The 22,446-nt window shown below is 69.3% G+C and carries 21 protein-coding genes; 16 read left to right on the forward strand and 5 right to left on the reverse strand.

The window, feature by feature from the left end; genetic code table 11:
- Positions 1 to 18: 18 nt before the first annotated feature.
- Together C7H75_RS10540 and C7H75_RS10545 are read right to left on the reverse strand one after the other, a co-directional pair.
- Complete coding sequence (locus tag C7H75_RS10540) at positions 19 to 465, reverse strand: ferritin-like domain-containing protein (protein WP_013415747.1); 447 nt, start codon at positions 463 to 465, stop codon at positions 19 to 21.
- Positions 462 to 956 (reverse strand): hypothetical protein, encoded by a 495-nt coding sequence (locus tag C7H75_RS10545; RefSeq protein WP_226347471.1) that lies wholly within the window; start codon positions 954 to 956, stop codon positions 462 to 464. The genes C7H75_RS10540 and C7H75_RS10545 overlap by 4 nt, the downstream gene beginning before the upstream one ends.
- 226 nt (positions 957 to 1,182) lie before the next feature.
- On the opposite strand from C7H75_RS10545, the gene rimP reads away from it, so the two are divergent.
- From rimP to truB, 11 genes are all read left to right on the forward strand, one after another.
- Positions 1,183 to 1,752, forward strand: a complete 570-nt coding sequence (gene rimP, locus C7H75_RS10550) for a ribosome maturation factor RimP (protein WP_005513791.1) — start codon at positions 1,183 to 1,185, stop codon at positions 1,750 to 1,752.
- Complete coding sequence (gene nusA, locus C7H75_RS10555; RefSeq protein ID WP_005513790.1) at positions 1,749 to 2,780, forward strand: transcription termination factor NusA; 1,032 nt, start codon at positions 1,749 to 1,751, stop codon at positions 2,778 to 2,780. The genes rimP and nusA overlap by 4 nt, the downstream gene beginning before the upstream one ends.
- A 44-nt stretch (positions 2,781 to 2,824) precedes the next feature.
- Positions 2,825 to 3,139, forward strand: a complete 315-nt coding sequence (locus C7H75_RS10560) for a YlxR family protein (protein WP_069854960.1) — start codon at positions 2,825 to 2,827, stop codon at positions 3,137 to 3,139.
- Positions 3,140 to 3,367: 228 nt separating this feature from the next.
- Positions 3,368 to 6,226, forward strand: a complete 2,859-nt coding sequence (gene infB, locus C7H75_RS10565) for a translation initiation factor IF-2 (protein WP_013415750.1) — start codon at positions 3,368 to 3,370, stop codon at positions 6,224 to 6,226.
- Positions 6,227 to 6,325: 99 nt separating this feature from the next.
- Complete coding sequence (locus tag C7H75_RS10570; RefSeq protein ID WP_013415751.1) at positions 6,326 to 6,616, forward strand: DUF503 domain-containing protein; 291 nt, start codon at positions 6,326 to 6,328, stop codon at positions 6,614 to 6,616.
- A 53-nt stretch (positions 6,617 to 6,669) separates the two neighbouring features.
- Positions 6,670 to 7,134, forward strand: coding sequence for a 30S ribosome-binding factor RbfA (rbfA, locus tag C7H75_RS10575; RefSeq protein WP_005513786.1), 465 nt, complete (start codon positions 6,670 to 6,672; stop codon positions 7,132 to 7,134).
- Positions 7,135 to 7,146: 12 nt separating this feature from the next.
- A complete protein-coding gene (locus C7H75_RS10580; protein WP_064079157.1) occupies positions 7,147 to 8,148 on the forward strand; it encodes a DHH family phosphoesterase in 1,002 nt (333 codons plus the stop codon).
- Between the two features lies 1 nt (position 8,149).
- The gene (locus C7H75_RS10585; protein WP_084867059.1) at positions 8,150 to 9,520 is read left to right on the forward strand and encodes an MATE family efflux transporter; all 1,371 of its coding nucleotides are present in this window, start codon (positions 8,150 to 8,152) and stop codon (positions 9,518 to 9,520) included.
- Between the two features lie 4 nt (positions 9,521 to 9,524).
- Entirely contained in the window at positions 9,525 to 10,448 is a 924-nt protein-coding gene (locus tag C7H75_RS10590) for a metallophosphoesterase family protein (RefSeq protein ID WP_106851325.1), read from the forward strand.
- A gap of 13 nt (positions 10,449 to 10,461) precedes the next feature.
- Positions 10,462 to 11,133 carry a 4'-phosphopantetheinyl transferase Npt gene (npt, locus tag C7H75_RS10595; RefSeq protein ID WP_084867064.1) on the forward strand — a complete coding sequence of 224 codons (672 nt, stop codon included), beginning with the start codon at positions 10,462 to 10,464 and terminating at the stop codon, positions 11,131 to 11,133.
- Between the two features lie 25 nt (positions 11,134 to 11,158).
- A complete protein-coding gene (gene truB, locus C7H75_RS10600) occupies positions 11,159 to 12,085 on the forward strand; it encodes a tRNA pseudouridine(55) synthase TruB (protein WP_084846130.1) in 927 nt (308 codons plus the stop codon).
- Between the two features lie 7 nt (positions 12,086 to 12,092).
- Here the strand turns inward: truB and C7H75_RS10605 are convergent, their stop codons facing one another.
- A complete protein-coding gene (locus C7H75_RS10605; protein ID WP_081187842.1) occupies positions 12,093 to 12,503 on the reverse strand; it encodes a hypothetical protein in 411 nt (136 codons plus the stop codon).
- A 56-nt stretch (positions 12,504 to 12,559) separates the two neighbouring features.
- Entirely contained in the window at positions 12,560 to 13,237 is a 678-nt protein-coding gene (locus C7H75_RS10610; protein ID WP_139813265.1) for a metal-dependent transcriptional regulator, read from the reverse strand.
- Positions 13,238 to 13,418: 181 nt separating this feature from the next.
- Here C7H75_RS10610 and C7H75_RS10615 point away from each other — a divergent pair, with 181 nt between their 5' ends.
- From C7H75_RS10615 to C7H75_RS10630, 4 genes are all read left to right on the forward strand, one after another.
- The gene (locus C7H75_RS10615; protein ID WP_013415759.1) at positions 13,419 to 14,390 is read left to right on the forward strand and encodes a bifunctional riboflavin kinase/FAD synthetase; all 972 of its coding nucleotides are present in this window, start codon (positions 13,419 to 13,421) and stop codon (positions 14,388 to 14,390) included.
- 132 nt (positions 14,391 to 14,522) lie between these two features.
- Positions 14,523 to 14,792, forward strand: coding sequence for a 30S ribosomal protein S15 (gene rpsO, locus C7H75_RS10620; RefSeq protein ID WP_005513774.1), 270 nt, complete (start codon positions 14,523 to 14,525; stop codon positions 14,790 to 14,792).
- 278 nt (positions 14,793 to 15,070) lie between these two features.
- Complete coding sequence (locus tag C7H75_RS10625) at positions 15,071 to 17,329, forward strand: polyribonucleotide nucleotidyltransferase (protein WP_013415760.1); 2,259 nt, start codon at positions 15,071 to 15,073, stop codon at positions 17,327 to 17,329.
- A gap of 176 nt (positions 17,330 to 17,505) precedes the next feature.
- Positions 17,506 to 18,846 (forward strand): M16 family metallopeptidase, encoded by a 1,341-nt coding sequence (locus tag C7H75_RS10630; protein ID WP_106851326.1) that lies wholly within the window; start codon positions 17,506 to 17,508, stop codon positions 18,844 to 18,846.
- 9 nt (positions 18,847 to 18,855) lie between these two features.
- Here C7H75_RS10630 and C7H75_RS10635 read toward each other — a convergent pair whose 3' ends face one another.
- Positions 18,856 to 21,240: an arylsulfatase gene (locus tag C7H75_RS10635; protein ID WP_084987598.1), complete on the reverse strand. Its 2,385-nt coding sequence runs from the start codon at positions 21,238 to 21,240 to the stop codon at positions 18,856 to 18,858.
- Between the two features lie 249 nt (positions 21,241 to 21,489).
- On the opposite strand from C7H75_RS10635, the gene C7H75_RS10640 reads away from it, so the two are divergent.
- Complete coding sequence (locus C7H75_RS10640) at positions 21,490 to 22,362, forward strand: SAM-dependent methyltransferase (RefSeq protein WP_005513766.1); 873 nt, start codon at positions 21,490 to 21,492, stop codon at positions 22,360 to 22,362.
- Positions 22,363 to 22,446 lie beyond the last annotated feature (84 nt).

A 22,446-nucleotide genomic window follows, 5' to 3' on the forward strand; every position in this document is an offset into this window, starting at 1 on the left:
AGAACGCCGGTGGTGGACTCAGGCTCGGCCCGGGAATGCCGTCGTCGCGGGCGCTTCTCCGAGGATCGCGCGCCAGTTCGCCGCGCGCACTGCCGCCTCGGTGAGTGCGGTGACGCCCACCTCGCGGGTGTGCTCGGATCGGCTGCGTTCGACGACCGACAGCCAGGCGGCGGCGGTGTCGGTTTCGACCTGTGCCGCCAGTTGTGCGGCGGAGACGGGGTCCGTCACGGCGAACGGAATCGTGTAGCCGGCCTCCGGCTCCGGCGCGTCGACGTCGGCGGCGGCCAGCGCGTCGAGCGTGGCGTCGCGGCGGGCGCGGTGGGCCGCGGTGTTCGCGGCGACGAGGTCCGTGCGATTGGTGTTGGAGAAGGCGGCGACGATGCCGTACGCGAACACGGCCGCGTACTCGGCCTGCAGCGCGTCGAGCAGGGCCTGCTGTTCGGGCCCTGGACTGGTGGAACTCACGGCAACAACACCACCTGCTGTGCGGCGCACGCGGCGCTGATCGAACCGAGGAGACCGGCGCGATACCCGGACTGGGTCCGGGCGAGTTTGCCGGCGTCGCGCTGAGCCGAGGCCAGGTCGGCCCTGAGCTGATCGATGGGGACCGGCGCGGCGGCGGGCGGCGTGGTGGTCGTCGACGACGGTGGCGTGCTCGCCGCCCGCGCGATCTCCTCGTCCAGTGCGTCCGCGTGGGCTGTCCGTTCCGCCGCGATGACGCCGAGAGCGGCCGCGAGGTCGGGGCGGCCGGCGATCGTGGCCGTCGCGTTCGCGGCGTCGCGGCGCGCGAGCCGCGCCTGCTCCGTGAGCGCATCCACCTCTGCCGGGGTGTCGGCGTCGCCGGGATCCGAGCAACCGGTGATCAGGGTGAGCGCGGTGGTTCCCAGCGCGGCGCCGCCTGCGGCGCGCAAGGCCGCGCGCCGCGACAGCGGGGTGGTGAGGAAGGTCGTTCGCACGTGATCATCGTGCCAGTCCGGTGCTCGATCGGCGGCATCGAGCTCAGCGCGCGGACGACGTCGGGCCGCGTCCACCCGGGCGGTCACGACGACTTCCGCGGCGCGATACCCTTGAGGCTCCACAGTCCACCCGGTGGTGTGTCTTGTCGTGCTTCGCCGAGGGCGGTGCTCGAACATGATCGCCGCACGTCAGCGATGACCACAACTGAAGCGAGGAGCGTCCCAGATGCCGGTGCCGTCGAGGGAGAGAGTGGTCGAGCTTCTCGCCGATCCCATCGGGCGTGAGGGCTACGACCTCGAGGATGTCACGATCACGCTCGCGGGTCGACACAGTTCGGTGCGCGTCATGGTCGACAGCGATTCGGGGCTCGAGCTCGACGAGGTTGCCCGCCTCAGCCACGTCATCTCGGATGTCTTCGACGCGGCGTCCGACTTCGGGGAGTCGCCGTACACGCTCGAGGTGACCTCGCCCGGGATCGACCGACCGCTCACCGAGGGGCGGCACTGGCGCCGTGCGCAGGGCCGCAAGGTTCTCGTCGAGCTCGCGGAGGAATCGGTGACCGGCCGGGTCGGCCGGCTCACCGACGGCGGCGTCGACCTCGTCGTGAAAGCGAAGGGCGGTCCGGTCGTGCGCCGGGTGGAACTCGCGGATGTCAAGAAAGCTGTTGTGCAGGTGGAGTTCTCGCGCCCGGACGCGAAGGAACTCGAGCTCGCGGGAGGAATCCCCGAGGGTCGGGTCGCGCCTGCGGACGTGGAAGCGTCGAACGAAGAGAACGAAGAAGGGTCGGACAAGTGAATATCGACATCGCAGCGCTGCGCGCTATCGAAGCGGACAAGGGAATCTCTGCGGGCACCATCATCGCCGCGATCGAGACGGCTCTGCTGACGGCGTACCGCCACACCGAGGGCCATCAGCCGCACGCTCGCATCGACGTGGACACCAAGTCCGGTGTCGTCCGGGTCATGGCTCGCGACGTCGATTCCGACGGCAATCAGGTGGGCGAGGAATGGGACGACACTCCGGAGGGGTTCGGGCGCATCGCCGCCACCACGGCCCGTCAGGTGATCCTGCAGCGACTGCGCGATGCCGAGCACGAGCGCAGCTTCGGTGAGTTCGCCACGCACGAGGGCGAGATCGTCGGTGGCGTGATCCAGCGCGACACCCGCGCCAACGCGCGCGGCATGGTCGTGGTCCGGATCGGCAGCGAGGCCAACGGTGCCGAGGGCCTGATCCCGCCGGCCGAGCAGGTCCCGGGGGAGACCTACGAGCACGGTGACCGGATCAAGTGCTATGTGGTCGGTGTCTCCCGTGGACAGCGCGGACCGCAGATCACGCTGTCGCGCACGCACCCGAACCTGGTGCGGAAACTGTTCGCGCTTGAGGTCCCCGAGATCGCCGACGGGTCCGTCGAGATCGTCGCGGTCGCTCGCGAGTCCGGCCACCGATCGAAGATCGCGGTCCACTCGCGCGTGCCCGGTCTGAACGCGAAGGGCGCATGCATCGGACCGATGGGCCAGCGCGTTCGGAACGTCATGAGCGAACTCGCCGGTGAGAAGATCGACATCATCGACTACGACGAGGATCCGGCGAAGTTCGTCGGTAACGCGCTCTCGCCGTCGAAAGTGGTGTCCGTCACTGTCGTCGACCCCGAGGCTCGTGCGGCGCGGGTGGTCGTCCCCGATTTCCAGCTGTCGCTGGCGATCGGAAAGGAAGGGCAAAACGCACGCCTGGCTGCGCGGTTGACCGGCTGGCGGATCGACATCCGTAGCGACGCGGCACCGGGTCCCGAGTCACAGGTCGGTAGCGAAACGACAGGTGCTTAGAAACGGGATGCGCAATTCACGGCGATACAGCGGTAGAGTGGTCGATGGTTCAGCGTGAACTGTCTGTGTCGACGCGTGTCCGGGGCAATGTTCCGGAGCGCACATGCGTCGGCTGTAGGCGGAAAGGGCTGGCCACCGACCTGCTCAGGGTTGTGGCGCGTGAACTCGAATCCGGCGGATTCGCTCTCACGCCCGATCCTCGGCGACGGCTTCCGGGGCGCGGCGCATGGTTGCATCGCGATCCGAAATGCCTGAGCGAAGCAGGACGGCGCCGAGCATTCGGCAGAGCGCTGCGGGTGTCCGGAAGTCTGGACTCCTCGGAACTCGACCGGTTGGTCGAGACCACCGAGTTGTCGTAGGCGGCTCACTCGAAACCTGTCCGACCCCGGGCAGGGATAACGCGGGACGCAGTACCACTCGAGACCTCTCGAGTTGCAACATCACTCGAGAATGTCGAGCAGTACCTCAGAGAACAGGCACAAGCACTCATGAGCACACCGTGAAGCACCAGCGATGAACGTCCATCGGAGATAACCGAGGTCGTGCGGGCAACAGTCGCTCGCTCGACCTCTCAGTAGAGGAGAGCAGTGGCAGGCAAGGCCCGCGTGCACGAGTTGGCGAAAGAACTCGGTGTCACAAGCAAGGAACTACTCGCACGGCTCAAGGAGCAGGGCGAGTTCGTGAAGTCGGCGTCCTCGACGGTCGAGGCCCCGGTCGCGCGTCGTCTGCGGGAGTCCTTCCCGTCGGCGAACGCGAAGCCCGAGGGTGGCGAATCGCCGCGTCCGTCGGCGAAGCCCGGTGCTACCGGAGCTTCCGCCCCCAAGCCGGGTGCCCCGCGCCCCGGCCCCAAGCCGGCACCGGCCGCCCCCGCGGCGCCCGCTCCTGCGGCTCCCGCCGCACCGAGCGCACCGGCCGCCCAGGCCGCCCCCGGACCGCGTCCGGGACCGGCACCCACGCCGGGTCCCAAGCCCGCCCCGCAGGCTCCTGCGGCGCAGGCTCCGGCCGCTCCGGCTGCGTCAGCGGCCCCGGCCGGCCCCAAGCCCGGCGGTCCGCGCCCCGGCCCCAAGCCGCCGCGCGTCGGTAACAACCCGTACTCGTCGGCCCCGGCCGAGCGCCCCGCGCCGCGGCCGGCTCCCGGTGCGCCGCGTCCGGGTGGTCCGCGACCCGGCCCGCAGGGTGGTGCGCCGCGTCCCGGCGTGCCCGGTGCGCCGCGTCCGGCCGCCGGCCCCGGTGGTCCGCGTCCGGCTCCCGGCCAGGGCGGTCCCCGCCCCAGCCCCGGCTCGATGCCTCCGCGCCCGAACCCGGGTGCAATGCCGCAGCGTGCTGCCCGCCCGGCGCCCGGCGCCGGTCGTCCCGGTGGCGGTCGTCCCGGTGCTCCGGGCGGTCGTCCCGGCGGCGGTGGCGGTGGCTACCGCGGCGGCGGCGCCCCCGGTGGTGCTCCCGCAGGTGCAGGTGCAGGTGGCGGCGCTCCCGGTGGCTTCCGCGGTCGTCCCGGTGGCGGCGGCGGTCGTCCCGGTGGTCGTGGCGGTGCAGCCGGTGCGTTCGGTCGCCCCGGTGGCGCCCCGCGTCGTGGCCGTAAGTCGAAGCGGGCGAAGCGCGCCGAGTACGAGAGCATGCAGGCGCCCGCAGTCGGCGGCGTCCGGCTGCCCCGTGGCAACGGCGAGACCATCCGTCTCGCCCGCGGCGCGTCGCTGTCGGACTTCGCGGACAAGATCGACGCGAACCCCGCAGCACTCGTGCAGGCGCTGTTCAACCTCGGCGAGATGGTCACGGCGACTCAGTCGGTCAACGACGAGACGCTGGAGCTGCTCGGCGGCGAGATGAACTACGTCGTCCAGGTCGTCAGCCCGGAGGACGAGGACCGCGAGCTGCTCGAGTCGTTCGACCTCACCTACGGCGAGGACGAAGGCGACGAGACGGATCTCGCGTCGCGTCCGCCGGTGGTCACCGTCATGGGTCACGTCGACCACGGCAAGACCCGCCTGCTCGACACGATCCGCAAGGCCAACGTCCGCGAGGGCGAGGCCGGTGGCATCACCCAGCACATCGGCGCCTACCAGGTCCTCACGGAGCTGGACGGCAACGAGCGCCTGGTGACGTTCATCGACACCCCGGGTCACGAGGCCTTCACGGCCATGCGTGCGCGTGGTGCGAAGGCGACCGACCTCGCGATCCTCGTCGTCGCAGCCGACGACGGCGTCATGCCGCAGACGGTGGAGGCGATCAATCACGCCCAGGCGGCCGACGTGCCGATCGTGGTCGCGGTGAACAAGATCGACAAGGAAGGCGCGAACCCGGACAAGATCCGTCAGCAGCTGACCGAGTACGGGCTGGTCACCGAGGAGTACGGCGGCGACACCATGTTCGTCGACATCTCCGCCAAGCAGGGCACCAACATCGATGCCCTCCTGGAAGCGGTGCTGCTGACCGCGGATGCCGCTCTGGATCTGCGGGCCAACCCGGACATGGACGCCCAGGGTGTCGCCATCGAGGCGCACCTCGACCGGGGTCGCGGCCCCGTCGCGACCGTGCTCATCCAGCGCGGCACGCTGCGGGTCGGCGACTCGATCGTCGCGGGCGATGCCTACGGCCGCGTCCGTCGCATGATCGACGAGCACGGCGACGACGTGGAAGAGGCTCTGCCTTCGCGTCCCGTCCAGGTCGTCGGCTTCACGTCGGTCCCCGGCGCAGGCGACAACCTGCTCGTGGTCGACGAGGACCGGATCGCCCGCCAGATCGCCGACCGGCGTAATGCACGCAAGCGCAACGCGCTCGCTGCCCGCAGCCGTAAGCGCATCAGCCTGGAAGATCTGGATGCCGCGCTCAAGGAGCACAACGAGCTCAACCTCATCCTCAAGGGCGACAACTCCGGCACCGTCGAGGCGCTGGAAGAGGCCCTCATGGGGATTGAGATCGACGACGAGGTGCAGCTGCGCGTGATCGACCGCGGTGTCGGTGGCATCACCGAGACCAACGTCAACCTGGCGTCCGCGTCCAACGCGATCATCATCGGCTTCAACGTCCGTGCCGAGGGCAAGGCGACGGAGCTGGCGAACCGCGAGGGCGTCGACATCCGGTACTACTCGGTGATCTACCAGGCGATCGACGAGGTCGAGAAGGCCCTCAAGGGCATGCTCAAGCCGATCTACGAAGAGGTGGAGCTCGGCAAGGCCGAGATCCGCGCGATGTTCCGGTCCTCGAAGGTCGGAAACATCGCCGGCTGCCTCGTCACCTCGGGCATCATCCGTCGCAACGCGAAGGCACGTCTGCTGCGCGACAACAAGGTGATTGCCGAGACCGTCACCATCTCCTCGCTCAAGCGGGAGAAGGACGACGCGACCGAGGTTCGCGAAGGCTACGAGTGTGGTCTGACCGTCACGTACTCCGACATCAAGGTCGGCGACGTGATCGAGGCCTACGAGCTTCGCGAGAAGCCGCGGGACTAGTCGCTCCGAACGTGTCCCTCCCCGGTGGCCTCGTGCCACCGGGGAGGGACACTCCGGCTCTGCCGGGGATCGACATGTCCCACACCGGAGGGAGGACTGGTGTTTCTCGGCGCGCTCGAGATGGACATCCTGTTCGGCGATGTGCGGTCATTGAAGGAGAAGCGGTCGCTGGTGCGACCGGTCCTGACCGAACTGCGACGCTATGGGGTGTCTGCCGCGGAGACAGGCGAACACGACCGCTACCGGCGGGCGCTGATCGGTGTCGCCGTGGCAAGTTCAGGGGTGGGACACGTCCACGAGGTGCTCGATCAATGCGAGCGGCACGTCGCCGGACGACCCGAGCTGCAACTACTTGCGGTTCGACGAAGAATTTTCGGCCCCGAAGACTGAACGGACCGGCGCGGGGCGACGCTGGAGAAATCCTGGAGAGGAGACTGATTGCCATGGCAGATCCTGCACGCGCACGCAGGCTCGCGAAGCGCATCAGCACGATCGTCGCGACGGCGATCGACCACGAGATCAAGGACCCGCGTCTTGCCTTCGTGACCATCACCGACGCGAAGGTGACGGCCGACCTGCACGACGCCACGGTGTATTACACCGTGATGGGCGAGAACATCGACACCGAACCGGACCTGGCCGGCGCTGCTGCGGGCCTGGAGAAGGCCAAGGGTGTGCTGCGGTCCAAGGTCGGCGCGGGCACCGGCGTCCGGTTCACACCGACGCTGACCTTCGTCGCCGACACGGTGCCGGACACGGCCCGGCACATGGAGGAACTCCTCGCCCGGGCGCGTGCCGCGGACGACGCGGTGGCCCGAGCGCGGGAGAACGCGTCGCCGGCCGGCGACGCCGACCCGTACAAAGAGCCCCGTGCGGCCGGCGACGACGCGGCCGACGAGGACGCCTGACCCGAGACCGTCATGACTCACTGCCCGGAAACCGCGCCCCCGGCCCTCGCGTCACAGCCCCTGCCGCTGCAGGAGACGATCGAGGTGCTGGAGGGCGCGTCGTCCGTGACCGTCCTGTGTCACGTCCAGCCTGACGCCGACACCATCGGCAGCGGGCTCGCGCTCGGAATCGTGCTCATGCGCAAGGGGATTCCGGTGCAGGTGTCGTTCGCGTCCCCGGATCGACTGCCGGTGTCGATGGCAGGACTGCCGGGAACGGACCTCCTGGTCCCGGCGGACGCCGTCGACGAGTCCGTGGATCTGCTCGTGACGGTGGACTGCGGTAGCGCCGGCCGTCTCGGCGCCCTCGCGTCCCGGCTCGGCGGCGCCCGGCGCTCACTCGTGATCGACCATCATCGGTCGAACACCCGCTACGGGACGTTCGACCTGATCGACGACTCCGCGGAGGCGACGACGGCGGTGCTGGCCCGCCTGTTCGACCTGTGGGGCGTCGAGATCGACGCCGACCTCGCCCACTGCCTGTACGCGGGTCTGGTCACCGACACCGGCTCCTTCCGGTGGGTCCAGCCGGGCACCCACGAACTCGCCGAGCGCCTGCTCGCGACCGGGATCGACGGGCCCGGCATCGCGCGTCGCCTGCTCGACACCCACCCGTTCGGTTGGTTGCCGATGCTGGGCGCCGTGCTGTCGTCCGCCGTGCTGGTGCCCGACGCCGCCGACGGTCGCGGCCTGGTCCATGCCGTCATCCGCTGCACCGACTCGGCCGGGCTCGGCTCGGAAGAGGTCGAGAGCGTGATCGACATCGTGCGCACCACCGCGGAGGCGGAGGTCGCCGCCGTCTTCAAGGAGTCCACCCCCGGATCGTGGTCGGTGTCGCTGCGGTCGAAGGACACCGTGGACGTGTCGGCGGTAGCCGAGCATCTCGGCGGTGGCGGACACCGCTTCGCCGCCGGCTACACTGCGACCGGCGCCGTCGAGTCCGCGATCACCGCGCTGCGTGAGACCCTCGGCTGACTTGACCGGCGCCGATCACCGCACCCCGCACGAACGCGGGCCGGCCGACGCGGGCCCGCGCCGGATCCTCGGTCTCGCCGTACCCGCGCTGGGTGTCCTGGCGGCCGAACCGCTCTATCTGCTCCTCGACATCGCGATCGTGGGACGGCTCGGGGCCCTCGCGCTCGCCGGCCTCGCCGTCGGCGGCCTCGTCCTCGCGCAGGTGAGCACGCAGTTGACCTTCCTGTCCTACGGCACGACCGCCCGGGCGTCGCGCCTGCACGGCGCCGGGCGTGAACGGGACGCGGTCCGGGAGGGTGTACAGGCGACGTGGCTCGCGCTCGGGATCGGCGCGGTCCTGGTGGTCGCGGTGCAGGTCCTCGCGGGTCCGGTCACGTCGCTGATCGCCGGGGACGGCGAGATCGCGGCCGCGGCGGAACGGTGGCTGCGGATCGCCGTGTTCGGGGCGCCGCTGATCCTCGTCGCGATGGCCGGCAACGGCTGGATGCGGGGAGTGCAGAACACGATGCGGCCGCTGGGCTTCGTGCTCGTCGGTCAAGCGGTCTCCGCGGTCCTGTGTGTGCTGCTCGTCCACGGTGTGGCCGGTGCGCCGCGCTGGGAACTGGAGGGCTCGGCGGTCGCCAACCTCGCGGGCCAGGCGACGTCGGCGGCGCTGTTCGGTGTCGCGTTGTTGCGTGCCCGGGTGCCGCTGCGTCCCAGTTGGACGGTGATGCGGGCGCAGATGGTGCTCGGCCGTGATCTGATCCTGCGGAGCCTCGCGTTCCAGGCGTGCTTCCTGTCCGCCGCGGCCGTCGCATCCCGCTTCGGGGCGGCATCCGTCGCGGCCCACCAGGTGGTGCTGCAGCTGTGGAACTTCGTGGCGTTGACGCTCGATTCGCTCGCGATCGCCGCCCAGACCCTCGTCGGAGCCGCGCTCGGGCGCAGTGACGTGCGCGGCGCGAACCGGCTGGCCTGGCGGGTGACGCGCTGGTCGGCGGTGTTCGCGACCGTCCTGGCGCTGGTGTTCGCGGCCGGGGCAACCCTGATCCCGACGTTCTTCACCGACGACCCGGCGGTGCTGGACCAGACCTCCGTCGCGTGGTGGTTCTTCGTCGGCATCATGCCGGTGGCCGGAATCGTGTTCGCGCTGGACGGCGTACTCCTCGGGGCCGGCGACGCCGCCTTCCTGCGGACCGCCACGCTGGCCTGCGCGCTGATCGGCTTTCTGCCGCTCATCTGGTCGTCGCTCGCGTGGGAGTGGGGCCTCGCCGGAATCTGGCTGGGGCTTACCGTGTTCATGGTGTTGCGGATGCTGACGGTGTTGTGGCGGACCGCATCGGGACGTTGGGCCGTCGGGGGCTCCGACCGCCAGCTGCAGGAGGCGAAAGGGTAGTGGTGTGGCAGGGAAACTGATGGCGGTGAGCGACACACACGTCGGGCACCGGGGCAATCGCCCGATCACCGAGGAGATCTACCCGGAGTCGCCCGACGACTGGCTGATCGTCGCCGGTGACGTGTCCGAGAAGGCCGACGACATCCGCTGGGCGTTGACCCTGCTGAAGAGTCGCTTCGCGAAGGTGATCTGGGTGCCCGGCAACCACGAGCTGTGGACCACGGCCAAGGATCCCGTGCAGATGCACGGCAAGGCTCGCTACGACTACCTGGTCGACATGTGCCGCGAGATCGGCGTCCTCACCCCCGAGGATCCGTATCCGGTGTGGGAGGGCGACGGCGGCCCCGCCACGGTGGTCCCGATGTTCCTGCTGTACGACTACAGCTTTCTGCCCGACGGCGCCACCGACAAGACCGACGGTCTACGGATCGCCCGTGACAAGAACGTCGTCGCCACCGACGAGTTCCTGCTCTCGTCCGAGCCCTACGCGACGCGCGATGCGTGGTGCCGTGCCCGCCTCGCGGAGACCCGTGCGCGGCTCGACGCTCTGGACCTGTCGATCCCGACGATCCTGATCAACCATTTCCCGCTCGTGCGTCAGCCCACCGAGGTGCTCTACTACCCGGAGTTCGCGCTGTGGTGCGGCACCACCGAAACTGCCGACTGGCACACCCGCTACAACGCTGAGTGTTGCGTCTACGGCCACCTGCACATCCCGCGCACCACCTACTACGACGGCGTCCGCTTCGAGGAGGTCTCGCTCGGCTACCCGCGCGAGTGGCAGCGGCGCGGGCTGCCGGACAAACTGCTCCGGCAGATTCTGCCGGTGCCCGAGTACGCGCCCGGCACGCTCAACAAGTTCGGCGGCCATTTCCGGATCACCGCCGAGCAGGAAGCCGAGTACGAACGCATGCGCGCACAGCGCTGACAGGGGAGTTGGATTGATCGAGCGCATTCTGCCCGCCGGCGTCGCGTCCGCGGAACTGTTCGAGGACCCGCCCGGCCTGCAACCGCACCCGCAGGAGGAATCGCTGATCGCGAAGGCGGTCGAGAAGCGTCGGCGCGAGTTCATCGGCGCCCGCCACTGCGCGCGCCTCGCGATGGCCGACCTGGGCGTCGAACCGGCACCGATCCTGCGGGGCGACAAGGGGTCTCCGGTGTGGCCACGGGGCGTCGTGGGAAGCCTGACCCACTGCGACGGCTACCGCGCCGCGGTGCTCGGGTACGCGATGCAGGTGCGCAGCGTCGGTATCGACGCGGAACCGAACGGCCCACTGCCGAACGGTGTCCTCGACGCGGTGAGCCTGCCCGCGGAGCGTGAGTGGTTGACGTCGACCGAACCGGCGCCGGTGCACTGGGACAGGCTGCTGTTCTGCGCCAAGGAGGCCACCTACAAGGCGTGGTTCCCGCTCACCGGTCGCTGGCTCGGCTTCGAGGACGCCCACATCACCTTCACGGCGGGCGCCGAGAGCACCGGCGGGATCGGCGGGACGTTCCGTTCCCGTCTGCTGGTGCCGGGCGACACGACGGACGGCGGCGCGCCGCTCGCGAGTTTCGACGGCCGCTGGATCGTCTCGGACGGCTTGATCGTCACGGCAATTTCGGTGAGCTGACCGGCGGCTGGCAGAATCGCATCACGTGCCCAAGTCTCAAAAACCGTCCTCCGGTCTCGTCGGCGCCGGTCTGCTGATCGTCGACAAGGAAGCCGGCATGACCAGCCACGACGTGGTCTCGCGGTGTCGGAAGCTGCTGAACACCCGCAAGGTCGGGCATGCCGGCACCCTCGATCCGATGGCCACCGGTGTGCTGATCCTCGGTGTCGAGCGGGCCACCAAGCTGCTCGGCCTGCTGGCGCTGACCACCAAGTCGTATTCCGCCACGATCCGGTTGGGCCAGGCCACGACGACGGACGACGCCGAGGGCGAGGTGCTCACGACCGCCGACGCATCGGCCGTCACCGACGAGCAGATCGCCGCCGAGATCGCGAAGTTGACGGGTGACATCCAGCAGGTGCCCGCGAGCGTCAGCGCGATCAAGGTCGACGGGCAGCGCGCGCACGCACTGATCCGGGCGGGCGAGGAGGTGACCCTCGCGGCGCGTCCGGTGACGGTGTCACGCTTCGACGTGCTGGCCCGCCGCGACGTCCCCGCGGATTCGGGCGGCTTCGTGGACCTCGACGTCGACGTCGACTGCTCGTCGGGCACCTACATCCGCGCGCTCGCGCGGGACCTGGGCGCTGCGCTCGGCGTCGGCGGGCACCTGACCGCGCTGCGCCGCACGAGCGTCGGGCCGTTCACGCTCGAGCACGCCCGCACGCTCGAGCAGTTGGCCGAGGACCCTGCCGTCAGCCTCGACATCGACCAGGCCGCCCAGACCGCGTTCCCGCACCGGCAGATCAGCGCCGCGGAGGCCGAGTCGATCAGTCAGGGACGCTGGCTCGAGCCGATCGGCCGCAAGGAGATCTACGCCGCCATCGACCCGAGTGGCCACACGATCGCACTCATCCAGGAGCGCGGTAAGCGAGCCAGTTCGGTGATGGTCGTGCGCCCCGCGACGCTGCGGTAGCGGGTCGTCAGCTCCCCGGGACGAAACCGGGATAGACGAAGTGGCCGGGCCCGCCGCCGGGCAGCCCTGCCCCGAGCGATCCGGGATAGTCCTGTGCGAGCTTGGTGAGCTTGTGCGGGTTCCCCTCGCGGTCGGCCTGCCAGCACTCGAGCAGGACGCCGTGGAAACCGGTGCACACGATGCGAGTGTCGGTGCCGAACGGCGACGTCAGCCGGTTCGCGCTGACGAACGGGTTCCAGTAGTCCAGATCGGTGGGGGTGAGGAAACCGTCGTAGTCGAACGGTGCCAGCGGGCTGGGATACGGCGGGGGCGTCGGCCACTCGTCCGCCGACGCGGTCCCGGCCCCGGCCAGGGCGACGGCGGCGGTAGCGCCCAGTGCTGCGGCGATGCGGGCGGTTCGGCGGACGGCTGTGCTCATCGCGGACCTCGTCTCGATCGGTTGCCCGCCTCGGTCGCGGCGTGCGTGAACCGAGCCTAGACCAGCCAGATGGCTTGTGCCGCAGGGTTGCCGAGGTCGATGTTGCCGGTGGCGGGGTCGGCGCCGAGCCGAATCGACACGGTGCCCGCGAAGTCGCGCCGCTCGATCACCGTGATGTCGGTGTCGAGTGCGATGCCGACGGAATCGAAGTAGCGGAGCATCGCCGGATCGGCGTCGGAGATCCGGGCGACCCGCCCGGACTCGCCGTCCTGGTAGTCGCTCAGTTGCCGCGCCGGGGGAGTGGGCACCGATCCGTCCGCTGCCGGGATGGGATCACCGTGCGGATCGCGTTCGGGGAAGCCGAGCTTGGCGTCGATCCGGTCGATCATCCGGTCGGACACCGCATGTTCGAGGACCTCGGCCTCGTCGTGGACCTCGTCCCACCCGTAGCCGAGCTCGTTCACGAGGAACGTCTCGATCAACCGGTGTCGGCGCACCATGGACACCGCCGCCGAGCGGCCGGCGTCCGTGAGGGCGATCGACCCGTACCGGGCGTGATCGACCAGTCCCTGGTCGGACAGCTTCCGGATGGCTTCGGAGACGGTGGAGGCGGAGACGCCGATCCGCTCCGAGAGGAGCTTGGTCGACACCCGCTCCCGAGACCATTCCTGGACGGTCCAGATGACCTTGAGGTAGTCCTGTGCCACCGACGACAAGGTCTCCGGGTGCGTCACCTCGCTCGGTGCGGGTGCGTCTGATTTCTGCGTGGCCACGGTTACGAGCTTAGGCAACCATCACGTGGGACACACATCACCTCCTGTTCGGTTCGGCGATTGCGCAACATGATCAGCGGATTCGGGCCGCAGGGTCGGTCCGAACGTGACCGGTGTGTGCCGTGGCCGTAGGCTGCCACCTGTGCAGAGATGGCGAGGTCTGGACGATGTGCCGGCGGACTGGGGGCGTTGCGTCCTGACGATCGGCGTTTTCGACGGCGTGCATCGTGGGCACGCGCAACTGATTTCCCGTGCGGTGGACGCGGCCCGAGAGCGTGGAATCCCCAGTGTCCTGATGACATTCGATCCGCATCCCGCTGAGGTGGTGCGGCCGGGTAGTCATCCGGCGCAGTTGACGACGCTGCCGCGGCGGGCCGAACTGGCCGAGGAGCTGGGTATCGACGTCTTCTGCGTCATGCCGTTCACCACCGAGTTCATGAAGCTCTCGCCCGAGCGGTACGTCCACGAGATCCTCGTCGAGCGGCTCCACGTCTCCGAGGTCGTGGTGGGGGAGAACTTCACGTTCGGACGCAAAGCGGCCGGGAACGTCGATCTGCTGCGCCGGACCGGCGCGCGGTTCGGCTTCGCGGTGGACGGTGTGAACCTGCTCGCGGAGCACGCGGTGACCTTCTCGTCGACCTACATCCGCTCGTGCGTCGACGCCGGGGACGTCGCGGCGGCCGCCGAGGCGCTGGGGCGCCCGCACCGCGTCGAGGGTGTCGTCGTGCACGGGGACGGCCGTGGTCGCGGGCTCGGGTTCCCGACTGCGAACATCGCGCCGCCGATGTACTCCGCGATTCCTGCCGACGGCGTGTACGCGGCCTGGTTCACGGTGCTGGGGCCCGGCCCCGTGGAGGGCACGGTCGAACCCGGCAAGCGGTACGCCGCGGCCGTCTCGGTCGGCACGAACCCCACGTTCTCCGGCCGCACCCGGACGGTGGAGGCCTTCGTCCTCGACCGGGAGGCGGACCTGTACGGCCAGCACGTGGCGGTCGACTTCGTCCAGCGGGTGCGTGGGATGGAGAAGTTCGACTCGGTCGAGGCCCTCATCGAGGAGATGGGCCGCGACGCCGAGAAGGCCCGCGCCATCCTCGCGGAGGCGGCCGATCGTTGACGGCCCGTGCGGCCTGGTAGGCTCTACCGCTGGTGTGTGCTGCGGTTCGCGGCGGCCACACCGTCGGATGTGCGGGGAGACCTGCGAGATCCGGTTCCTTTCACGCGGACGTCAGTTACAGGAGTGCACCAAGTGGCATTGACCACCGAGCAGAAGAAGCAGATCCTCGGCGAGTACGGACTGCACGAGACCGACACCGGTTCGCCGGAGGCGCAGGTGGCCATGCTCACCAAGCGCATCGTCGATCTCACCGAGCACCTGAAGATGCACAAGCACGACCACCACTCCCGCCGCGGCCTGCTGCTGCTGGTCGGACGCCGTCGTCGTCTGCTGAAGTACGTCCAGAAGGTCGACATCAACCGTTACCGCTCGCTCATCGAGCGTCTCGGCCTGCGCCGATAAGACGGTCGTCCGGCGAATCGCTTCGCCGACCTCACCGATAGCCAACGAGGCACTGTTTAGACTGAGCCTCGTTGGCTATCGGTGTTTGCACCACCAGGGTGTGTACGACTGCCACCCGTCCCCGTAGCCGTGGCGTCGGTCTTCGGTAGTGGCCATCCGGACGAGTTCCGGCCGGCTTCGATCGACGGCCGCCTCCGCGCTGGGGTGAACAGCCGCGACCACCACGGGCACATGCCGATGTGGAGCGGCAAAAGACGAGAGGGAAGAGAAGAGAAGCAATGACAGACAATTCCGCAGTAGAGGTCGAAGAGGGCGTGTTCGAGTCCACCGCCGTCATCGACAACGGGAGCTACGGCACCCGCACCGTTCGTTTCGAGACCGGGCGCCTCGCGCAGCAGGCCGCCGGCGCCGTCGTCGCCTACCTGGACGACGAGACCATGCTGCTGTCGGCCACCTCGGCCAGCAAGCAGCCCAAGGAACACTTCGACTTCTTCCCGCTGACGGTGGACGTCGAGGAGCGTATGTACGCCGCGGGTCGCATCCCCGGCTCGTTCTTCCGTCGTGAGGGACGTCCCTCCACCGACGCGATCCTGACCTGCCGCCTGATCGACCGGCCGCTGCGCCCGTCGTTCGTCGACGGCCTCCGCAACGAGATCCAGGTCGTCGTCACGGTCCTGAGTCTCGATCCCAAGGATCTGTACGACGTCGTCGCGATCAACGCGGCATCCGCGTCGACGCAGATCGCCGGTCTGCCGTTCTCCGGTCCCGTCGGTGGCGTGCGCGTTGCGCTGATCACCTCGGAGGAGAACAAGAAGGGCCAGTGGGTCGCGTTCCCGACCGTCGAGCAGCTCGAGAGCGCCGTCTTCGACATGGTCGTCGCGGGCCGCGTGGTCGAGTCCGGTGACGTCGCGATCATGATGGTCGAGGCCGAGGCCACCGAGAACGTCATCAGCCTGATCGACGGTGGCGCCCAGGCGCCGACCGAGGCGATCGTGGCCGAGGGCCTCGAGGCCGCCAAGCCGTTCATCGCGAGCCTGTGCGGCGCGCAGCAGGCGCTGGCCGAGAAGGCCGCCAAGCCCACCGGCGAGTACCCGTTGTTCCCGGCGTACCAGGACGACGTGTACGCCGCGGTGGAGAAGGCTGCGGCCGCTCCGCTTTCCGAGGCGCTGTCCATCGCCGGCAAGCAGGAACGCGACGACAAGACCGACGAGGTCAAGGCCGAGGTTCTCGAGCAGGTCGCACCGCAGTTCGAGGGGCGCGAGAAGGAGATCGGCGCAGCGTTCCGCTCGCTGACGAAGAAGCTTGTGCGCCAGCGCATCCTGCGCGACCAGTTCCGCATCGACGGCCGTGGCATCACCGATATCCGGTCGCTGTCCGCCGAGGTCGCCGTGATCCCGCGGGCCCACGGTTCGGCGCTGTTCGAGCGTGGCGAGACCCAGATCATGGGTGTCACCACCCTCGACATGGTCAAGATGGCGCAGCAGGTCGACTCGCTCGGTCCCGAGACCAGCAAGCGCTACATGCACCACTACAACTTCCCGCCGTACTCGACCGGTGAGACCGGTCGCGTCGGTTCGCCGAAGCGTCGCGAGATCGGCCACGGCGCACTCGCCGAGCGCGCCCTCGTGCCGGTGCTGCCGAGCCAGGAAGAGTTCCCGTACGCGATCCGGCAGGTCTCGGAGGCACTGAGCTCCAACGGTTCCACCTCGATGGGCTCGGTCTGCGCCTCGACGCTGTCGCTGCTGAACGCCGGTGTGCCGCTCAAGGCTCCCGTCGCCGGCATCGCGATGGGCCTGGTCTCCGACGAGGTCGACGGGGAGACCCGGTACGTCGCGCTCACCGACATCCTCGGTGCCGAGGATGCCTTCGGCGACATGGACTTCAAGGTTGCGGGCACCAAGAACTTCGTCACGGCCCTGCAGCTCGACACGAAGCTCGACGGCATCCCGTCGCAGGTCCTCGCCGGCGCGCTGTCGCAGGCCCACGACGCCCGCACCACGATCCTCGAGGTCATGGCCGAGGCCATCGACGCCCCGGACGAGATGAGCCCGTACGCGCCGCGGATCACCACCATCAAGGTGCCCGTGGACAAGATCGGTGAGGTCATCGGCCCCAAGGGCAAGATGATCAACTCGATCACCGAGGAGACCGGCGCCAACATCTCCATCGAGGATGACGGCACGGTGTACGTCGGTGCCGCGGACGGTCCGTCCGCGCAGGCCGCGATCGACAAGATCAACGCCATCGCCAACCCGCAGCTGCCCAAGGTGGGCGAGCGTTTCCTGGGCACGGTCGTCAAGACCACCGCCTTCGGCGCGTTCGTCTCGCTGCTCCCGGGCCGCGACGGACTGGTGCACATCTCCAAGCTGGGCAACGGCAAGCGGATCGCCAAGGTCGAGGACGTCGTCAACGTGGGCTCCAAGCTCCGCGTCGAGATCGCCGACATCGACAATCGCGGCAAGATCTCGCTGATCCCCGTGGAGGATGCTGCGGAGGGCTCCGCCGCTCCCGCCGAGGGTGACGCCGCCGCCGAGTAGGCCGGTCACAGCACTGCGCCTCGGCCCCGCACGGTTCGTCCGTGCGGGGCCGAGGCGTTTGGTCCGCGGTGTATCGTGGATCGACGTTCACCACCCCTTCCGGCACATGTCCGGACTGTCGCAGACTCGCCCGCTGTCGCAGACTCTCCCGGCCTCGAGGAAACACGAACCGCCATATGGCTCAATCCCTTCGCGAGAAGCCCCGACGGGGCTCCGCACCGAACACCCGCCCGCAGACCGGCGTCCAGCGCACCGCCCTCCCCGGCGGCCTCCGGGTCGTCACCGAACACGTGCCGGGCGTTCGTTCGGCGTCCGTCGGCGTCTGGGTCGGTGTGGGCTCACGCGACGAACAGCCGTCCGTCGCGGGCGCCGCGCACTTCCTCGAACACCTGCTGTTCAAGTCCACCCCGACCCGGACGGCGCTCGACATCGCGCAGGTGATGGACGGTGTCGGCGGCGAACTCAACGCCTTCACGTCGAAGGAACACACGTGCTTCTACGCGCACGTGCTCGACGACGATCTGCCGCTCGCCGTGGACCTCGTGAGCGACGTGGTGCTGCGGGGCCGTTGCCGCGCAGTCGACGTCGACGTCGAGCGCCAGGTGGTGCTCGAGGAGATCTCGATGCGGGACGACGATCCCGAGGACCTGCTCGGCGACGCGTTCCTGACCGCGCTCTTCGGCGACCACCCGGTGGGGCGTCCCGTGATCGGCAGCGTCGACTCCATCGAGTCGATGACGCGGAGCCAGCTGCACTCCTTCCACGTGCGCCGTTACACCCCCGAGCGGATGGTGGTCGCGGTCGCCGGCAACGTCGAACACGAGCACACCGTGGAGTTGGTGCGGGCGGCGTTCTCCGGGCACCTCGACCGTGACGTCGATCCCGCGCCCCGGCGCGGTGGCGCGATCCGGCTGCGGACGGCACCGACCCTGAGCCTGACCAAGCGCGACAGCGAGCAGGCGCATCTGGCGCTCGGTGTGCGAGCCTTCGGTCGGCACGAGGGCCACCGATGGCCACTGTCGGTGCTCAACGCGGCCGTCGGCGGCGGCCTGAGTTCCCGTCTGTTCCAAGAGATTCGCGAGGAGCGGGGGCTGGCGTACTCGGTCTATTCCGGGGTGGACACGTTCGCCGACACCGGTGCGTTCTCGGTGTACGCCGGATGCCAACCAGAGAATCTCGGCGAAGTGGCGACTTTGATCCGCGAGGTGCTCGCCAACGTCGCGTCCGACGGCATCACCGACGCCGAGTGCGCGCGGGCGAAGGGATCGTTGCGCGGATCGCTGGTGCTGGGCCTCGAGGACTCGGGTTCGCGGATGACCCGGATCGGGCGCAGTGAACTGAACTACGGCAACCACCAGTCGGTTTCCGAGACGCTCGCGCGCATCGACGAGGTCACCACCGACGAGGTGCGCGAGGTGGCGCGGGTGCTGCTGCGGCGTCCGTTCGCGGCCGCGGTCGTCGGACCGTACCGGCGCAAGCGGGACCTGCCGGCGTCGGTGCGGGGAATCGTCCGATAGACCGGGCCGTCACTGCCGGTACATCGCCACCCGCACGACGTCCGCGGGATCGACCAGATGATCGTGACCGTCCTCTCCGGCCTCGATCTGCACCCAGTCGATCCGGCCGGTGAACGCGTTGTCGCCCGTCGGATACTCCGGCGTGACGGTGGACAGACTGTCTCGGCCGACATCGGAGAACTCGTAGCCGAAACCGATCGGCTCGGTCCGCTCGACACGACCCTCCGCGACGGCGGTGCCGTCGACGAAGAGTGTCACGGTGCCGCCCTTGCCGAGTCCGCCGCCGTCGTACGCGAACTCGCTGCGCACCTGGTGCAGCCCCACGCCGACCGTGTCGGGAGCTCGGATGTAGCTGCGCTCGATCCCGAACAGGTTGTAACAGAACGTAGGTCGGCCGTCCCTGAAGTAGAACGACCAGCCTCCGGCGTGCCCGCCGAGGTTGAGGATCACACCGCGGGCACCGCCGTCGGGGACGTCGACCTGCGCGGTGAGCGACCAGGATCGGTTGCGGCAGTTCACGATGTGCATCTCGAGCAGCGCCTGCATCCCGGGCAGCAGCACCTGCCGATTGCCGGGTACGAGCCGCGGTTTGCCCGACAGCCCGGGCAGCACGCGCTCGAAGGTGCGGTCGTCCAGCGGCAGCACGTTGTACCGGGTCGCCTCGATCAGGAACAGCCGCTGCAGCTCGCGCAGCCGCTCGGGGTACTCCTTCGCGAGGTCACGCGCCTGGGTCCAGTCGGCGGCGCCGTCGTACAGCTCCCACACGTCGTCGTCGAACGCGATGCCTGGGCCGCCGGGAATCTGCCACGGCGTCCGGTGCTTGGTGACCGCCGACCAGCCCCGGTGGTAGATCCCACGGTTGCCGAGCATCTCGAAGTACTGCGTCACGTGCCGCTCGGGCGCCGCCGCGTCGTGAAAGCTGTATGCCATGTCGACACCCTCGAGCGGGTGCTGCCGGACGCCGTTCACCGTCGTCGGCGCCGGGATCCCGGCGGCCGCGAGGACCGTCGGGGCGACGTCGACGACGTGGTGGAACTGGTTGCGCACCTCGCCGCGCGCTGCGAATCCGCGCGGCCAGTGCACCACCGTGCCGTTGCGGGTCCCGCCCCAGTGTGAGGCGACCTGCTTGGTCCACTGGTACGGGGTGTCCATCGCGTGCGCCCAGCCCACCGCGTAGTGCGGGGACGAGTCGGGGCCGCCGAGCTTGTCCAGCGCACCCAGCAGGAACTCGGGCGTCTCGATGCCCGCCATCCCGTTGAGGCTGATCAGTTCGTTGGACGTGCCCTGGAGCGTGCCCTCGGCCGACGCGCCGTTGTCGCCGATGACGTAGAACACCAGCGTGTCGTCCAGGGCCCCGATCCGGTCGATCTCCTCGACCACGCGACCGACCTGGTGGTCGGTGTGCTCGAGGAACCCCGCGTAGTTCTCCATCTGCCGCCGCAGGACCGGAAGCAACCTCTCGTCCATCTCGTCCCAGGCGGGAATCGCGTCGTGCCGACGGGTGAGTTCGGCATCCGCGGGCACGACGCCGAGTTCCTTCTGCCGCGCGAAGATCCGCTCCCGAAGCACGTCCCAACCGTCGTCGAACCGTCCCCGGTACCGTTGGGCCCACTGCTGCGGAACGTGGTGCGGAGCGTGTGTGGCGCCGGGGGCGAAGTACAGGAAGAACGGCTTGTCGGGTGTGAGGACCTTCTGCTGCCGCACCCACGCGATCGCCTTGTCGGCCAGGTCCTCGGTGAGGTGGTAGCCCTCTTCCGGGGTGCCCCACGGCTCCACCCGGCCGGTGCCCTCGTGCAGGGTGGGATACCACTGGTCGGTCTCGCCGCCGAGGAAGCCGTAGAAGTACTCGAAGCCGTTACCCGGTGACGGCCAGCGGTCGAACGGCCCCACCGGGCTGGTCTCCCAGATCGGGACCTCGTGGCACTTGCCGACGTGCGCGGTGGCGTAACCGTTGAGTTTGAGGATCTCGGCGAGCGGCGCGCACGTGTCCGGCCGGACGGAGGTGTAGCCGGGCGCGGCGGTCGCCATCTCGGTGATGCTGCCCATTCCCACCGTGTGATGGTTCCGCCCGGTGAGCAGGGCCGCCCGCGTCGGTGAGCACAGTGCGGTCGTATGGAACCGGGTGTACTTCAGGCCGTCGTCGGCGAGGCGCTGTGCGGTCGGCGTCTGAGCCGGCCCGCCGAACGCACTCGACGCCCCGAAACCCACGTCGTCGAGTAACACGATCAGCACGTTCGGTGACCCGTCCGGCGGACGCAGCGGGCGCAGCGGAGTGAATCGCGAGTCCGGGTCCTTCGCGTCGTACAGCACGGTGCCGGCATGCGTCCGGTCCGGGATCGGCAGGATCTGCCGGCCGAAGTCACCGGATTCGCGGTTTCCGCTCGCTGCGCCCACCGGGACGACCCTTCTGACGATCGACGTGCCGTCGGTGCCCCCCTCCCTCGACGGTACGGTCCGCTCGCCGTGCTTCGCAGCGGAATCCCAGCGTTCGGTTCCGTGGACGGGGGTAGCCTCGAAATTGCGTCGGTCGGTGGGATCGGGCGCCCGTCCGATCCGTGGTCGGTGCCGCCGTCGGCGCCTGAAATGACTGTCCGGCATCGAATTCCGAGATCGCAGCGACGGCAGGGACGGGGCTGACGGGACATGGACGAACTGGCGGAGTGGGACATCGTGACCGGTGTCGGGATCACGGCACTGGGGGTGGCGGCAGGCCGGGCGATGGAGACGAATCGGGACGGGGGTCTCGTCTCCGATCCGTACGCGGCGGCGTTCGTCGAAGCCGCGGCGCCACCGGCTCCGATGCCGACGCGGCTCGAGGATGCCGACGGCCGTGAAATGCCGTGGCGGTCGATGGCCGACTACATGGGGGTGCGCTCGCGCTACTTCGACGACTACTTCGGTGCGGCCGGTCGGGCGGGCATCGGCCAGATGGTCCTGCTCGCCGCGGGCCTGGACGTCCGCGCCTACCGTCTGGACTGGCCGGACGGCACCACGATCTACGAACTGGACGCTCCGAAAGTGCTGTCCTTCAAGGACGACGTCCTGGCCGCCGAGGATGCGCGTGTGCGCGCCGACCGGCGGGTGGTGGCGGTCGATCTGCGTGAGGACTGGCCGCAAGCACTGCAGGAGAAGGGTTTCGATCGCGCGCAGCCGTCGGCGTGGCTGGCGGAGGGATTGCTGCCGTTCCTTCCCAACGCCGCGAAGGAGCGGCTCTGCCGGTCGGTGACCGAGTTGTCCGCGCCCGGGAGCCGATTCGAGGTGGAGCACATCGACGACGTCCGCGCCATGATGCAGGAGGAGTCGGCGCAGCGTGCGCGCGACCTGTTCGGTGTCGACATCGAATCGCTGTGGCCCGACGACGGACCGTTCGATCCCGCGGCATGGTTGACCGAGCACGGATGGGATGTCGAGGCCGAGCGCTCGGCGGACGTCGCCGAACGGTTCGGCCGGCCGCTCGAGAGCCCGAACGGGGACCCGTCGCGTTCGAGTCTGTTCATCACCGCCGTTCGCCTCTGACGGTCGAGCGTCGGATGCGGGCCGCGGACCGCCGCATCGTAGGCTTGTCTCGAACGCATTCAGGGATTCAGGGACTTCGGGCGG

It is taken from the genome of Rhodococcus (subgen. Prescottella) equi, assembly GCF_003013675.1.
Lineage (GTDB): Bacteria > Actinomycetota > Actinomycetes > Mycobacteriales > Mycobacteriaceae > Prescottella > Prescottella equi.